A 14,540-nucleotide genomic window follows, 5' to 3' on the forward strand; every position below is an offset into this window, starting at 1 on the left:
GCCGGAACGCCCGTCCCTGGTTGCAGGGGCGGGCGTCTTCGATTCCGCCAGCACCACTATGTGCCCTCGTTCGCCCGCTCCCGCAGTACGAACTTCTGGATCTTTCCCGTGGACGTCTTGGGCAGCGGACCGAACACGACATGACGCGGCACTTTGTAGCGCGCCATGTTGTCCCGGCAGTAGGCGATGACGTCCTCGGCCGTCACGGCCCCCGCCCCGGGTTTCAGCGCAACGAACGCGCAAGGCGTCTCCCCCCATTTCTCGTCCGCTTTCGCCACCACCGCCGCCTCCATGATCTGGGGATGGCGGTAGAGCACCTCCTCGACCTCGAGCGATGATATGTTCTCTCCGCCCGAGATGATGATGTCCTTCGAACGGTCCTTGACCTCGACGTAGCCGTCCGGGTGCCAGACCGCGAGATCGCCCGAGTGATACCAGCCGTTCGCGAACGACTGTTCCGTCTGCGCTTCGTTCTTCAGATAGCCCTTCATGACCGAGTTGCCGCGCACCAGGATTTCGCCCATCGTCTCGCCGTCCATGGGCACGGCCGCGAGCGTTTCGGGATCGGCGACGACGAGCCCCTCCAGCATCACCATCGGCAATCCCTGGCGGGCCATGAGCTCGAAGCGGCGGCGATCATCGAGCCCGCTCCACTCGGCAACCGGCGCGCAATAGACCGACGGGCCGTAGCTCTCCGTGGTTCCGTAAAGGTGTAGCACCTCGAACCCCATACCCTCCATTCGCTCGATCACCGCCGAGGGCGGCGAGGCTCCGCCCGTCGCCACCTTGACGCGCTGCGGAAAGCGCAGTTTGTCCTCCTCCGGCGCGTGCACCAGCATGTTCAGCACGATCGGCGCACCACACATGTGCGTGACACCATGCTCGACGATGAGCGAGAAAATGGCTTTCGGCTCGACGCGGCGGAGACAGACGTGCGTGCCTGCCGCCGCCGTCACCGCCCAGGTGAAGGTCCAGCCCGAGCAGTGGAACATCGGAAGCGTCCAGAGATAGCGACTTTCGTGGTCGAGCTTGAAGGTGTAGGCGTTGCCGAGTGCCCCGAGATAGGCGCCCCGGTGGGAATAGACCGCACCCTTGGGATTGCCGGTGGTGCCTGAGGTGTAGAGGAGGCAAATCGAGGCCCACTCGTCCGCCACTCCGGGATGGCAAATGCCGGGGTCGCCGCGCGCGATGAGTTCCTCGTATTCGGCACCCCCGATCGCGGTCTGCCCCGCCGCCTGCGGGTCCGCGATGTCGACGATCTGCGGCGGGCTCGCCAGTCGTGCCAGCGCCGGTGTGATCGTTCCGGCGAAATCGCGATCCGCCAGCAGCACCTTGGCCTCCCCGTGCTCGAGGCAGAAGGCGATGCTCGGGGCATCGAGTCGGATGTTGATCGGGTTGAGCACCGCTCCGAGCATCGGCACCGCATAGTGCGCTTCCAGAAGCGCCGGTGAGTTCTGGGCGAGAATGGCGACCGTGTCGCCCGCGCCGACGCCCATCCCCGCCAGTGCCGAGGCGAGCCGCACGCAACGCTCGCGGAACGCACGGTAGGTGAACCTGCGCCCACTATCGATCACCGCGAGGCGATCGGGAAAGATCGCCGCAGCGCGCTCGAGGAAGCTGATCGGGGAGAGGGGCACGTAATTGGCGGGCCGCCGCGCCAGTTCGGGTCGCTCGTCGATCATGGCCTCCTCACACGGTTGCCCCGGTCCAGCGACCTGGTGCCTGCTGACGGTTGTGCGCTGCGCAACGATTTCCGCGAACCCCGTTCGGCCCGCGCGCCGGCCAGAGTGCGACGGCAGGGCCACCGCTGCAAGGGGGCGTGGCGATGGCGCTTGCCTCCTCTCGGACCGCGTGGGATCGTGGTCTGCCGCGCTGGCGGGGGGCAATGTGGGTGGCTGCCGCACCGGCCCTTCCGGTCGTGGCGAATGCGGTTGGCGGCGAATGGAGGACGAGGGCGTGGTAGTAGTTCCGGTTGACGGGCGGGCGATCGCTCGCGACTTTTCGGCGGCGTTCGCCGATGCACTCGCGGCGCGGCGCGGCGCGGACACGATGCTCGATTCTTTCGTCGCGCGGCTTCGCGAACTGGCCGAGGCGCCAGCCCATCTGAAGCCGGCCGAGCCGTTCGTCCACCCGACCATGGCGCATCTGTCCGGCCGCCTCGCCAGCCTCCGTGGTCCCGCGCCGTTGACCGAGGCCGCCCGCCGGGCGGCGCATGCCGTTCACTGGTACCAGATTTACCAGGGCGAGGGGTTTTCGAGGACACTCAGCCAAGGCATGCTGGCAGGCCAGGTCGCCGGCCAGGCCGGGCTCGTTTCGAGCGAACTGTGCCGCACCGGCCTCTTCCTTCTCGCTCCCGGCGTCCACTATCCCCTGCACACCCACGGCGCCGACGAGATCTATTTCTGCGTGTCCGGTCACCTCCACCTCCAGTACGGGCACGCGAGCAGCCCCTTCACGCTGGCGCCCGGCGAACACGCGCGCTCGCCGAGCAACCGGGTCCACAGCCTCACCGTCGGCGATGAGCCGGTGCTCCTGCTCTACATCTGGATCGGTGATGTCGACAGCCCCAACCTCGCCTGGGAGAAGGCCCCGGACGGCCGCTGGATGCAGGCCCACTGGGTGCGCCAGCCGGACGCGAGCTGGAAGCGTGTGGAGTTGACGCCGGTGCCACCCGAGGTGGTCGCCGCCGAGGCGTAGGCGCCCGCTCGCATCGCAGAATTGTGGCGGCGCTGGTCCGCGTCAGAACCCGCCGCCGGTCTTGAAGTCGCGGCCGCCGAAGCCGCCGGAGCCGCGTCCCCCGCCGCCACCGCTCCGCCGGCTTCCGCCGAAGATCGAGCCGTCGAACGGCGGCAGCCCGGAGGAGCGACGAAAAGGATCGGCCGGGCGCCCTCCCCAGCTCTGGCGGCGCTGGGTCCGTGCCCAGTAGTCCGCGCCGGTGATGATCCCCTTCAGTAGTTCTTCGAGGAGATCCCCGCCGCTCGTCTCCTCGGAGAATATGCTCCCCGGTTCGTCGTAACGGTTGCGGCGGAACTCGGTGGCGATCCTCACCAGTTCCTGCCGGCGCTCGAAGGTCTCGTCGAGCCGTTGCTTCAGTTTTTCTCCACTCGCATCGAGACCGGCGAGGTCGCGATCGATGCCGGCGATGCGCGCAACGAGCTGATCGTCGGTCGGGGCCGGCGTCTCTCGGGCCAGCCGCGTCAGTCGCTCGAGGCTCTCTTCGGCGAGGAACTCGGCGGTGCGTGCGATCGCGTTCCGGAGGCCCTCGTCGAGGCCCTCGGCATAGCGGTTGATCTGGGCGCCGATGTCGGTCAGTTCGGCGGCGATCTGCGTCAGTTCGCCAGCCGCGGCGCCTTTCTGGCTCCTCAACTCGTCGAGGCGACCGACGATATCCTCCCCCGCGATCTCGCTGATGCGCGTCGAGAGCCTTGTCTCGACGGCGCGGTTCGCCGCTCCGAGCTGGCTTTCGAGGTCCGCGACGTGCGCCGCGAGCCGGTCCGGAATCTGTATCAGAACCGAATAATTGGCCCTGGCGTCGGCATAGCCGATCAGTGCCGCGACCTTGCCGTCCAGCCAGCGCACCACCTTCGAGGCGGCATAGTCGGGCGAGCCGTAGCCGCGCTGCCAGAGATAGAGGAAGAGGGGATCGGCCTCGTAGTGCTTGCCCTTTTCCGCCCGGTCACGGCCGGCTTGCTCGACCTTGACGGCGGCCCGCTCGCGCTTGTCCGCGAGTTCCCCGGCCGCCGCGACCAGCGTCGCGTGCTTCGGGTCCGCCGCGAGATCGCGTTGTGCCTCCGCGGCGATCTCGTCCAGTCGCGCTTCGCGTTCGGCGATCTCGCGGGTCAACTGGTCGAGGTCGGTAATCTGTCTGGTCCGGGCGTCCAGCGCGACCCGTTGGCGCTGGTGCAGCGCGGCGACGGTCTTTTCCCGCGCAACGAGCAGGCTCGTCACCTCCGACGAGAGCTGGTCCGCCTCGTCGATCACGCCATCCGAGAGCGCGTCCTTCGTGCGCACGCGGGCGAGTTCGCGAAAGCCGTCGATCCTGCGCTCGAGCAGCCGTGCCCGCCGACCGTTGATCTCCTCGAGTTCCGCCCGGATTTCGCGCTCGCGCGCCTGCAGGCTGCGGATCGCATCCTCGATCTCTTCGCGTGTTTCGACGCCGCTCGCCATTTTTCCTCACCACTCGGTGATCGTGCCGCCCTCGACCTCGATCAGCCACTGCGGTTCGAGAACGCCGCGCGGCTTGTGTGCGACGACGACGTTTTGGATGATTCCGTCGTCGCTCTTGTCCTCCTGCACGCGGTCGAGCACGTGCTTGGGAACGCGCACGCCCCAGGCCGTGACCGTGTCCCGCGTGCCCGTCTCCTCGTTTTCCACGTCGCGCGACAGGACGACGCCGGTCGGCCCGACCGCCTCGACGATGAGATAGAAATTCCGGGCATCTGGATTGACCTTGGGGATCCGCCAGAGTCCGCTGAGACTGCCGCGCCGCGTGACGATGCGCACGACATATTCTTCCCTGAGGCGCGCGAGCATGTGCTCGAGTTCGGCGCGCTTGGCGCGGGCCTCCTCGGTCCGCCCCGCTGCCGCCGCCGCACGCGCAATCCCGGCCGTCCGGGCCGCATTCGCCTCGAGCCCGGCATCGTCCGTCTCCTCGGCGATCTCGCGCTCGAGGCTGGCGATCTCGGCCGGCAGGGTTTGGGTGAGTTCGATGGCGAGCGCCTCGCGCTCGAGCGAGCGCGGACGCTCGATCATCGCGTACCATGCGAGCCAGAGGGCCGCGACGACCGCGGCAGCAAGGCCCGCCTGCCGCCCCCACGACCAGCGCGTCGCATAGATCAGTGCGATCCGCCGGGCGAGCGCCCCGCCCCGAGGTTCATAGACGAAGCGCTTTTCCCCGAGCGCCCTGACGCCTTCTTCGAGGATACGGTCCGCAACCTCGATGCCCTGGCCGCGATAGATCTCCCTGAGCCGCTCGATCAGCGCCTCGCGCCGGCCGCTCTCGTCGAGTTCGCGCGCAACGATGCTCGCGTCGTGGCGCAGGGTGTCCACCACGTCCATCGCGATCATGACGTCGTCGAGCTTGCTCGCCGCGCCCCCCGTCGAGGATGCGCTCGCCGCCGGTCCGCCGGTTGCAGCCGGCGCCGTGGATTGTTGCCGCTCGCCTTGGGGACTTGCGTTCATGAACTCCTCTTCGGGCTCCCTGGTGCTCCGGGGAGCATGTCCTCGGACGCTGCGGGCCTAAGTGCGAGGCTTTGCCGCCGACCGCGAGCCATGATGGTTTGACGAACCCCGCGGCCCCTACGCGTCGACCAGCGCGTGTCCTTCGGCCTCGAGCCGTGCCATGCGCCGCTTGCCATCCTCGACCGCCTCGCGGATTTCGGCGGCGTTGCGCGTCGCGAGTACGCGCATCTCCTCGATGATCTCCTTGGACCGGACCTGGAAGCTGACGACGCTGTCGACCAGCATTTTGACCGCATCGGCCCGAACCGTCGGCCCGTAACCCGCCTTGATCGCGGCCTCCTGCACCTTTCCGCCGACCTCCGACAGTGTCTCGAGGCTCTTGGAGACGCCTTCCTTCATCGCTTCGAGCGTCTTGGTCGACTCGTGCAGGCCGAAAAGTCCGGTGAACGAGGCCTTGAGCGCGGTCAGCACCGCCTCGTTGGTGGAAAAGAAGCTCACCGCCTGCTGATAGACCCGCTCCTTGGCGCTGGTGGTCTGCATGAGGCGCGTCATGATGACTTCGGACGTATTGTATCCGACGGTCATGTTGTCGGCGAGGTCCTTGGCGATCTGGTAGCGCTTGTCCTCCTCCTGGAGCAGTCGCAGCTTCTCGTCGCGCTCCAGTTCGAGTTCGGCGCGCTCGGAGGGCTCCGTCCCCTTGAATTTTGCGACGGCCTGCGACGCGATCTCGAGTTCCTTCTTGGCCTTTGTCAGTTCCTTTTCGGCCCGCTCGTAGACCTTGAGCGAGAGCACCTGGGCCTGCTTGTAGGCGCTGCGGAAATCCCGGTAGGCCTCGAGGATACGGGATTCGCGCAGGATCTGGTCCTTGGTGTCGCGCGCCACCTCGATATACGAATAACGGATCTCGTCGAAGCGGTCGGCGATGTCTCCACGCCGCACCTTCATCCAGACGTTGGCGACGCGCTCGAAGGTGTTGACCTTCCCGTCCTCGAGCTGATCGACGAGGCGTTTTGCGTCCTCGCGGATCGAATTGAAGGCCCCGACGATCTCGTTGTACCGCTCGCCGATGTTCATCGCGGAGATTTCGTTGCGAACGATCTCGTTGAACACCGAGACGTCGGCGAGCGTCTTTGCGATCACCGTCACGCTCTCCTGATCGAGCGCGTAGATCTGCTGCAGGAGGCCACCGATCGGGTCGGCTTCGACGGGCTTCACGTTGAGGCCGAGGTCGCGAATCTTCTGCTTGGCGCGATCGAGGTGGGCGAGGGGGGAGAGTTTGGCCATGGCGAGCGGCTCCTGATGCGCGCTTTGCGCGAGGGCGGTTGACGCCCCAGAGGTATTGCCTGGCGTGCGGCTTCGCAATGCACCGCGTGGACAGCGGTTAAGTGTTCTGCCGTTACGGCGCTGCTCCGGCCCCGAGACGTCGCCCTGAAACGAAAATGGCCCCGCCGGAGCGGGGCCGAGTTCGAGGGAGGAGTGAAGGAGTGAGAGACAACGGTGCGTCGGCGGCTCAATAATGCGTGTAGCCGTGATCGTAATGGGCGTTGGCCTTGCAGTGCTCGTACTTCTTCCACCAGTGGTAGCTGCCGGTCCAGACGGCCTTCTTGCGCAGCCAGTGGCAAGGGTCGTAGATGTCGTAGTGCTTCTTGTAGTAGTAGGGCTTGTACGCGTAGTGATGCGGACCGTAGCCGAAATAGAGCGGCTGGTTGCGGCGATAGTAGAAGCCGTAGTGATGCTTCTTGCCGTAGGTGCCGTACGTGCCGTAGCTGTGATTTCCGTAGTTGCCCGTATAGCCGTACGAGCCCGCTGGCGTCACGAGTTGCCCGGCGGCGGCCGGCTTTGCGCCGACGCCCTCGCCGATCGTGAAGGCCTTGGCCGGCGCATCGCCGGCGAGGAGGGCCGCTGCGGCGATCGCGAGCGCGGCGAGGGTGGACTTGATCATCTCGTGAACTCCATCGTCTGGCGGTTGCAACCGGGCCATCCGGTCGTCCGGGTGCCGGTCTCGGTGTCGATGCCAGGTCAATGGAGGGCTCAGACCGATTCTGGTGCCTCCGGCGCCATGTGTTCACTGTCGCCATTGTTTGATCACGGGAGGTTCACTAATCCGACAGAATGTTACCGAATGTTTCAGCTTGTTTACCGTGTCGGGTGTCCCATATGATGGGAAGTACGGCGGAGGTAGTGACATGGCACAGATGGCTGAGCATCCCGGTATCCGGCTTCGGCGTGAAGCTTTGCCGCGCTTCGGCGGCTCGCTTCCGGCGCTCGCGGGGCGGCTCGATGTATCCGTTGGTGTGGCGAGCGAGCTGCTCGACGGGCGCGTCACGATCGGCCCGGCTCTGGCGGCGCGGATTGCCACCGTTCTCGGCGGCGAACGCACCGACTGGTATTTGCCGCTCGATGAAGGCGTCGAACTGCGCGGCTGAAGCTAGCGGTACCCGCTAGCCGAGTAGCCCCCAGACGATCGGCAGCAGCAGCGCCGTTGCGATCGCGTTGATGCCCATGGCGAGGCCCGCGAACGCGCCCGCCACCTCGTTCACCTGGAACGCCCGCGCCGTTCCGATCCCATGACTTGCCGTACCGATGGCGAGGCCGCGCGCCCGCCAGTCGCGAATGCCGAGGGCGTCGAGCACTGCCGGCCCGAGCATCGCCCCGATGATGCCAGTCACGATCACCAGAACCGCCGTGAGCGAGGGCAGCCCCCCGATCTGCTCGGCGATACCCATGGCGACCGGTGCCGTCACGGACTTCGGGGCGAGCGAGGCGATGACTCCCGCCGGGCTGCCGGCGAGGTAGGCGATCCCCGCCGCCGAGCCCGCCGCTACCGCCGAGCCCGTCGCGATGCTCGAGAGGATCGCGAGCCAGGAGGCGCGGACCCGAGCGAGCTGGCGATAGAGCGGGATGGCGAGCGCCACCGTCGCCGGCCCCAGCAGGAAGTGAACGAATTGCGCCCCCTCGAAATAGTCGACGTAAGGGGTCCGCGAGACCGTCAGCACCGCCGCCACCATGAGCACCGCGAGCAGCACCGGGTTGAGCAGCGGATGCAGCCCGCTCCGGCGATAGATCCAGAGGCCTGCCTGGTAGGCCGCGAGCGTCAGCGTCAGATGAAAGAGCGGGCTGGCGCTGAGGTAGACCCAGATCTGTGGCAATTCGCTCATGCAGGCGCCCCGGGCTCGTCCCCGTCGCCCGTTGTGCTGGAACCATCCGCGCCGCCGCGTGTCAGCGCCCGCATCATCAGCCCCGTTGCCGCGACGGTGAGCACCGTGCTGACCACCAGCGCGACCGAGATTGCCAGCCATTCCCGCCCGATCAATCCGGCATGCACCACGACCCCGACGCCCGCCGGAACGAACATCAGCGCGAGGTTGCCGATCAGTCCGTCCGCCACTTTGCCGAGGTCGGCCGGCAGACCGCCACGCGCCACGAGGCCGACAAAGAGGATAGCCATCCCGACGACCGGCCCCGGAACCGCCAGACCGGCGAGGCGCACGAGGAGTTCGCCAGCGAGCTGGCAGCCGAGAATGAGGGTGAGGTATCCGATCACCCGCCCCTCCCGCGCTCCAGGCCGGGGTGCCGGTCAGCCATTGACGTCGACCACCACCCGGCCCCGCACCTTGCCCTTGAGGATGTCCTTGCCGAGGCGCGGCAGGTCGGCGAGCGTTGCCGGCTCGACCATCGCTTCGAGCTTGTCCATCGGCAAGTCGCTGGCGATGCGCTGCCAAGCCGCGATCCTGTCGCCATGGGGCCGCATGACGCTGTCGATGCCGAGCAAGTTGACGCCGCGCAGCAGGAACGGCACGACCGTCGTCTCGAGCTTGGCGCCCCCGGCGAGCCCGACCGCGGCGATGCTCGCACCATATTTCATCTGCGGCAGCACGGTGGCCAGCATGGCGCCGCCGACCGCGTCGATGCAACCCGACCACGTCTCCTTGTCGAGCGGCCGGCCGGACGGTGTCGCCACTTCCTCGCGTGGCACGATCCGGGTCGCCCCGAGCCCTTTCAGGTAATCGGCTGCTTCCGGCCGTCCGGTCACCGCCGCGACCTCGTGGCCGAGCTTGGCGAGAATGGCCGTTGCGACCGAGCCGACGCCGCCCGCCGCCCCCGTCACCAGGACCGGGCCGCTGCCGGCTCGCAGTCCGTGCGCCTCGAGCGCCATCACCGCGAGCATCGACGTGAAGCCCGCCGTACCGACCGCCATCGCCTGGCGCGTCGTGAGCCCGGCCGGTAGTTTGACGAGCCAGTCGGCCTTCACCTTTGCTTTCTGCGCATAGCCGCCCCACCAGGCCTCTCCGACCCGCCAGCCGGTCAGCACGACTTTGTCGCCCGGCTTGTAGCGCGCGTCCGATGAGGCCGTGACCGTACCCGCGAAATCGATGCCGGGCACGTGCGGGAAGTTGCGCACGAGCCCGCCCTGACCGTGGATGCAGAGCCCGTCCTTGTAGTTGAGCGTGGAATACTCGACCGCGACGGTGACATCGCCGTCCGCCGGCAACCGGCTTTCGTCGAGGTCGCGAACGCTTTGGCTGATGGAACCGTCTTCTGCTTTTTCGACCAGCAGTGCCTTGAACATCGGTCTCTCCCTTGGCTTTGCGCTCCGGTTCTAGCAGACGGGGGCCTCAGCGAAAGTCGGACCTGCGCGGATTCAAGCGCCAATTCGTTCGATCATGGCATTGAGCGCGACGTTGACCGGCGTCGACCAGTTGGCGGCCCGGGAGGATACGAGATTGGCCTCGCTGCGCAGGATGACGCCGTCCTCGAGCACCTTGAGCGCATTGGCTGCCAGCGTCGCGCCCGTCGAGGTGATGTCGATCACGATCTCCGCGCTCCCGGCCGCCGGCGTGCCTTCCGTTGCCCCGAGGCTCTCGACGAGCCGGTAGTTGGTCACCGCGTGGTCGGTGAAGAAGCGGCGTGCGAGGTTGAGATACTTGGTGGCGACGCGCATGCGCCGGCCGTGCATGGCCTGAAAGGCGAGTCCGACGCGCTGGAGATCGGAAACACTCACGACGTCGATCCAGAAGGCCGGCACCGCGACCACCACGTCCGCGTGCCCGAAGCCGAGCGGGCGCAGGAAGTCGACGCGGCCCTCCGGCTCGGCGATCTGCTCGCGAATGAGGTCCTCGCCCGTGACCCCGACGTGGATCCGCCCACGCTTGAGCATCGAGGCGATCTCGCTCGCCGAGAGGAAGCGCACGACCACGTTATCGAGGCCGGGCATGCTGCCGAGGTACCCGCGCTCGTTGCCGTTCTTCGTGATCGCGAGCCCCGCGGCTTCGAAGAGCGCGAGCGTGCGCTCCATCAGCCGTCCCTTGGAGGGCACGCCGAGCACCAACGGGTCGTCCATCAGAGGCCCTCCGAGATGGCGTAGAGCAGGCGCTCGGTATGGATGGCCAGCCCGACTCCCGGCACCTCGGCCGGTGCTCCGATATCGCCGAGGAGGCTGTCGTAGCGCCCGCCCCCGGCCAGATGACCGCGCGCGCCGAATAGCGCCACCTCGACCTGGAAAACGAAGCCCGTGTAGTATTCGAGATCTCGCCCGAACTGCGCCGAGAACTCGGTTTCCGACCAATCGATGCCTGTCTTGGCGAGCCGATCGAGCCGCTGCATGTAGCCCTCGATGGCGGCTTCGAGATCGATGTGCCGCTCCCGTGTCAGGTCCTTGAGGCGTGCGCCGGCCACGCGCGGCGGCCCCTTCACCCCGAGGCAGTCGTCGATGAGCGCGATGACCGGGGCGCCGAGCGGCTTTTCGCCGAGGTCCGCCGCCAGCTCCGCGAGATTTGCCGCCACCTCGGCGACCGTGCGGTTGCCGACGATCTCGATGCCTTGGCCGGCCAGAAAGGCCGCGACGGACGCCTCGTTGGCCTCCTGGTCGTCGGGGGTCAGCCGGGCGAGGAGATCGCCGGTCCCGTCGGGAACTGGCCAGGGGGCCTGCCCGCCGAGCCGCATCAGTTCGCTGCGGAACGCTTCCTGGCGCCAGAAGCTCGCGGCGAGACGCCTGCGCCAGCGCTCCGGCATCTCGATGGCGTCCAGCAGCGCGCGCATGATGCCGAGATCGCCGAGCCGCACGCGGAACGCCTTGAGGCCCGCCTTGCCGAGCGCTTCGAGCGCGAGGGCGAAAACTTCGACCTCGGCCTTCACCTTCGCCGTGTCCCCGAAGGATTCGATCCCAGCCTGGCGGAACTCGCGCGGATGCGATTCCGTGACGCCCCCCGGCTGGAAGCGGAAGGCGGGTCCGTTGTAGCAATACTTCGCCTTGCGATCCGCCGCCGGATGACGCTCGAGATAGAGCCGGCAGGTCGGCACGGTTATGTCGGGTCTGAGGCAGAGTTCCTCGCCGTCCGGGTCGGTGAAGACGTACGTGCGCCCGCGCAGCGCCTCCCCGATCACGTCGAGGAAGACGTCGGCCGGTTGGATGATGGCCGGCGCCACGTGCTCGAACCCGGCCCCCTTGAACACCTGCATGAGCACGCTGGCCTGTGCTTCGAGGGCATCGAAGCTTCGCGCTGTCTCGGCAACCATCGGTTCGCCCCGTCGACTATCGGCGTCAGCGCTTGTTGCGCTCGACGACCTCGCGGACCGCCGCGACCGTCTCCGTCTCGGACACCGAAAACTGCGCCGGCCGCCCCTCGCGCCATTCTTTGGCGTCGGTGATCGACTTGGCGGCCTCGGCTCCGGCGACGAGGTCCTTGATCTGCACTTGCCCCTGCGCCCGCTCGTCCGATCCCTGGATGACGACACAGGGCGCCCCGCGCCGGTCGGCGTATTTCATCTGCGCCTTCATGCCCGAGGTTCCGAGATACATCTCGGCGCGGATGCCCGCCGCGCGCAGCGCTTGCGTCATGCGCTGGTAGGCCGCGATCTCGCCCTTGTCCATGACCAGCACCACGACCGGGCCCTGGCCCGCCGTCTCGGCCCGCCCGAGTGAGGCGAGCGCCGCCTGGAGGCGCGAAACGCCGATCGAAAAGCCCGTCGCCGGCACCCGCTCGCCGGTGAAGCGCGCAACGAGATCATCGTAGCGCCCGCCGCCGCCGACCGAGCCGAAGCGCACGGTCTCGCCGTCCTCGTTCTTGATCTCGAAGGTCAATTCCGCCTCGAAGACAGGCCCCGTGTAGTATTCGAGGCCACGCACGACGGAGGGATCGATCACGATGCGCCCGTCGTCGTAACCGCCCGCCGCCGTCAGCTCGGCCAGTGTCTCGAGTTCGGCGAGGCCGTCAGCCGTGCCGTCGCCGCCCGCGAGGCTCTCGCGCATCGCGGCGAGCGTTGTTCTGTTGCTGGAACCGCCCGCGACGAGAAAGGCGATGATCCGCTCGCCCGAGGCCGGATCGAGTCCGGCCCCCTTCGTGAAGTCGCCGGATTCGTCCTTGCGCCCGGCCCCGAGCAGCAGCCGCACCCCCTCCGGGCCGAACTTGTCGAACTTGTCCATGGCCCGTAGCACGATCAGCCGCCGGTCCGCGTCCTTATCCGATCGCGTGTCGATGCCGGCCAATTCGAGGATACCGTCGAGCACTTTGCGACTGTTGACCCGCACCCGGTATTGACCGCGCGCGACGCCGAGCGCCTCCAGCGTATCGGCCGCCAGCATGCAAATCTCAGCGTCCGCGGCGATGTTGTCGGTGCCGACCGTGTCGGCGTCGAACTGCATGAACTGGCGATAGCGCCCCGGCCCCGGCTTCTCGTTGCGCCAGACCGGCCCGAAGGCATAGCGCCGGAATGGCTTCGGCAGGTTGCGCGCGTTCTCCGCCACGTAGCGCGCGAGCGGCGCCGTCAGATCGTAGCGCAGGCTCATCCACTGCTCGTCCTCGTCCTGGAACGAGAAGACGCCCGCGTTCGGCCGGTCCTGGTCGGGCAGGAACTTGCCGAGCGCGTCCGTGTACTCGAGCGCCGGCGTCTCCAGCGGCTCGAAGCCATAGCGCTCGTAGACCTCGCGGATGCGCGCCAGCATCTCGTTGAGGCCGCGCAGCTCTTCGGGGCCGATGTCGCGGAAACCCCGGGCAAGGCGTGCCCCGGGTCGGTTTTGCTGGTTCATGGCTGCCTCGAGCCGTGGTTGAGGGGGGTGAGGGCTCGCGGCCTCTCTAGCGGCTGGCACACGGGGCGGCAAGCGTGCGCGCCCCCTCCATTCGAGGCAGCCGCGCCTTTCGAGGGGCCCAGAGAAATCGCAGGATCGTCAAATCAAGGTCGGAAAGTTACTGTAGCCCGATCATCATTGTTGTGTCGCGGCGGGGCGCTCAATAGGATCGCATCTGCCGGATTCGCCTTCAGAGCGGTCACCATGTCGCACGCCTCCAGTCGTTTCGAGATTACGGATCGTGTGATCGACTTCGGATCGCACATCGTCAACCTGTCCCAGGTCACCTCGGTTCGGGTGCGTCGCCGCTCGATACCGGGCATGATCGTCGGTCTGCTCCTTCTGCTCGCCGGTCTGGGGCTGCTGGGGCTTGCGGTCTATTCGAGTGTCGACGCTTTCGTTTTCGGTGGCCCGATGAACCTCTTGGGCCTGCTTGCGGCGGTGCCGGGGCTCGCGCTCGCGCTGATCGGGCGCTACCTGCTGTTCGAATTGCGCAGTGCCGTCATCGTGGCCGCCTCGGATGGCGCCAAGGTCGCGATACCGGCGGCGCGTGAGGAATTGCTCGTCGCCGTCTTCCAGCACATCAAGCAGGCCATCGCGACCGAGAACGCGGTCCCGTCCATTCGCATCGATCTCTCGCGCGGCAGTATCGATACCGTTCCGGCACTGCCGGCCGGCCGCGCTGGCGAGGCTCAGATCATCGCGCCGCACGACGAGCGCCAGGGCCAAACCGCGCGCGGCAAACCGGCGCAGGGGCACCACCACGAGCATGGCCAGGACGCGCGCTTCGAGCCCGACATGGTCGGCGACGGTGGCCACCTGCGCCAGGCTCAGGCTGGCGCGTCCACGGCTGCTTATGTGAACGGTGGCGCCGAGCATGGCCGCGCTGCCGGCCATGGCGGCACGGCCGCTGGCGGGCGCGCCATGCAGCGCGCCGAACCGTCGACGACCCAGCCCCAGCACCACAATGTGCACGACCGCGGCCATGTCGGGGTCTCCATGCCGACCACCCGGGCCAACGCCCGTCCCGAGCAGCGCACGGTCGCCCAGATCGACGACATCCTGGTCCTGATGGACGAGGCCAAGGTTCCCTATCAGGACGACCTCGAGCGCATGCTGTTTCGCGTCCGCTCGCACCTGACCGGCGAAGGCGCCTCCCGCGAGGAGGCGGTGAACAACTGGGTCGCCTTCGCGGAGTACGCGCGCGACTATCTTTCCGGCGTCGAAGGCCTGATCCCGCTGATCGACCAGGTGCACGCCTCCTCGGTCCTGCGCCAGGCCTGAGACCCGGCCC

14 protein-coding genes are annotated in these 14,540 nt (G+C 67.6%); 3 read left to right on the forward strand and 11 right to left on the reverse strand.

The features are described from left to right. Positions 1 to 56: 56 nt before the first annotated feature. Complete coding sequence (locus GC150_03430) at positions 57 to 1,682, reverse strand: long-chain-fatty-acid--CoA ligase (protein MBI1383947.1); 1,626 nt, start codon at positions 1,680 to 1,682, stop codon at positions 57 to 59. Between GC150_03430 and GC150_03435 the strand changes: the two genes are divergently transcribed. Next, positions 1,681 to 2,697, forward strand: a complete 1,017-nt coding sequence (locus GC150_03435) for a cupin domain-containing protein (GenBank protein ID MBI1383948.1) — start codon at positions 1,681 to 1,683, stop codon at positions 2,695 to 2,697. The two genes, GC150_03430 and GC150_03435, sit on opposite strands and share 2 nt — an antisense overlap. 42 nt (positions 2,698 to 2,739) lie before the next feature. On the opposite strand, the gene GC150_03440 is transcribed toward GC150_03435, so the two are convergent. The 4 genes from GC150_03440 to GC150_03455 form a co-directional block, all read right to left on the reverse strand. Then, the gene (locus GC150_03440; protein MBI1383949.1) at positions 2,740 to 4,167 is read right to left on the reverse strand and encodes a hypothetical protein; all 1,428 of its coding nucleotides are present in this window, start codon (positions 4,165 to 4,167) and stop codon (positions 2,740 to 2,742) included. Between the two features lie 6 nt (positions 4,168 to 4,173). Next, a complete protein-coding gene (locus GC150_03445) occupies positions 4,174 to 5,181 on the reverse strand; it encodes a hypothetical protein (GenBank protein MBI1383950.1) in 1,008 nt (335 codons plus the stop codon). 117 nt (positions 5,182 to 5,298) lie between these two features. After that, positions 5,299 to 6,465 (reverse strand): cell surface protein, encoded by a 1,167-nt coding sequence (locus GC150_03450; GenBank protein ID MBI1383951.1) that lies wholly within the window; start codon positions 6,463 to 6,465, stop codon positions 5,299 to 5,301. 226 nt (positions 6,466 to 6,691) lie between these two features. Then, entirely contained in the window at positions 6,692 to 7,123 is a 432-nt protein-coding gene (locus GC150_03455; GenBank protein ID MBI1383952.1) for a hypothetical protein, read from the reverse strand. Positions 7,124 to 7,367: 244 nt separating this feature from the next. Between GC150_03455 and GC150_03460 the strand changes: the two genes are divergently transcribed. Then, a complete protein-coding gene (locus GC150_03460; GenBank protein MBI1383953.1) occupies positions 7,368 to 7,607 on the forward strand; it encodes a hypothetical protein in 240 nt (79 codons plus the stop codon). Between the two features lie 15 nt (positions 7,608 to 7,622). Here GC150_03460 and GC150_03465 read toward each other — a convergent pair whose 3' ends face one another. The 6 genes from GC150_03465 to GC150_03490 all read right to left on the reverse strand — a co-directional run bounded on the left by GC150_03465 (position 7,623) and on the right by GC150_03490 (position 13,207). Further along, complete coding sequence (locus GC150_03465) at positions 7,623 to 8,339, reverse strand: LrgB family protein (GenBank protein ID MBI1383954.1); 717 nt, start codon at positions 8,337 to 8,339, stop codon at positions 7,623 to 7,625. Next, positions 8,336 to 8,725, reverse strand: coding sequence for a CidA/LrgA family protein (locus GC150_03470; protein MBI1383955.1), 390 nt, complete (start codon positions 8,723 to 8,725; stop codon positions 8,336 to 8,338). Before GC150_03470 ends, GC150_03465 begins: the two co-directional genes overlap by 4 nt. 33 nt (positions 8,726 to 8,758) lie before the next feature. Next, complete coding sequence (locus GC150_03475) at positions 8,759 to 9,751, reverse strand: acryloyl-CoA reductase (GenBank protein ID MBI1383956.1); 993 nt, start codon at positions 9,749 to 9,751, stop codon at positions 8,759 to 8,761. 72 nt (positions 9,752 to 9,823) lie between these two features. Further along, a complete protein-coding gene (locus GC150_03480; protein MBI1383957.1) occupies positions 9,824 to 10,522 on the reverse strand; it encodes an ATP phosphoribosyltransferase in 699 nt (232 codons plus the stop codon). Then, positions 10,522 to 11,697, reverse strand: a complete 1,176-nt coding sequence (locus GC150_03485) for an ATP phosphoribosyltransferase regulatory subunit (protein MBI1383958.1) — start codon at positions 11,695 to 11,697, stop codon at positions 10,522 to 10,524. The genes GC150_03480 and GC150_03485 overlap by 1 nt, the downstream gene beginning before the upstream one ends. A gap of 25 nt (positions 11,698 to 11,722) precedes the next feature. Then, entirely contained in the window at positions 11,723 to 13,207 is a 1,485-nt protein-coding gene (locus GC150_03490) for a histidine--tRNA ligase (GenBank protein MBI1383959.1), read from the reverse strand. Positions 13,208 to 13,450: 243 nt separating this feature from the next. On the opposite strand from GC150_03490, the gene GC150_03495 reads away from it, so the two are divergent. Then, positions 13,451 to 14,530: a hypothetical protein gene (locus tag GC150_03495; protein ID MBI1383960.1), complete on the forward strand. Its 1,080-nt coding sequence runs from the start codon at positions 13,451 to 13,453 to the stop codon at positions 14,528 to 14,530. Positions 14,531 to 14,540: the final 10 nt, after the last annotated feature.

The sequence above is a fragment of the Hyphomicrobiales bacterium genome (assembly GCA_016125495.1).
Classification (GTDB): domain Bacteria; phylum Pseudomonadota; class Alphaproteobacteria; order Rhizobiales; family RI-29; genus RI-29.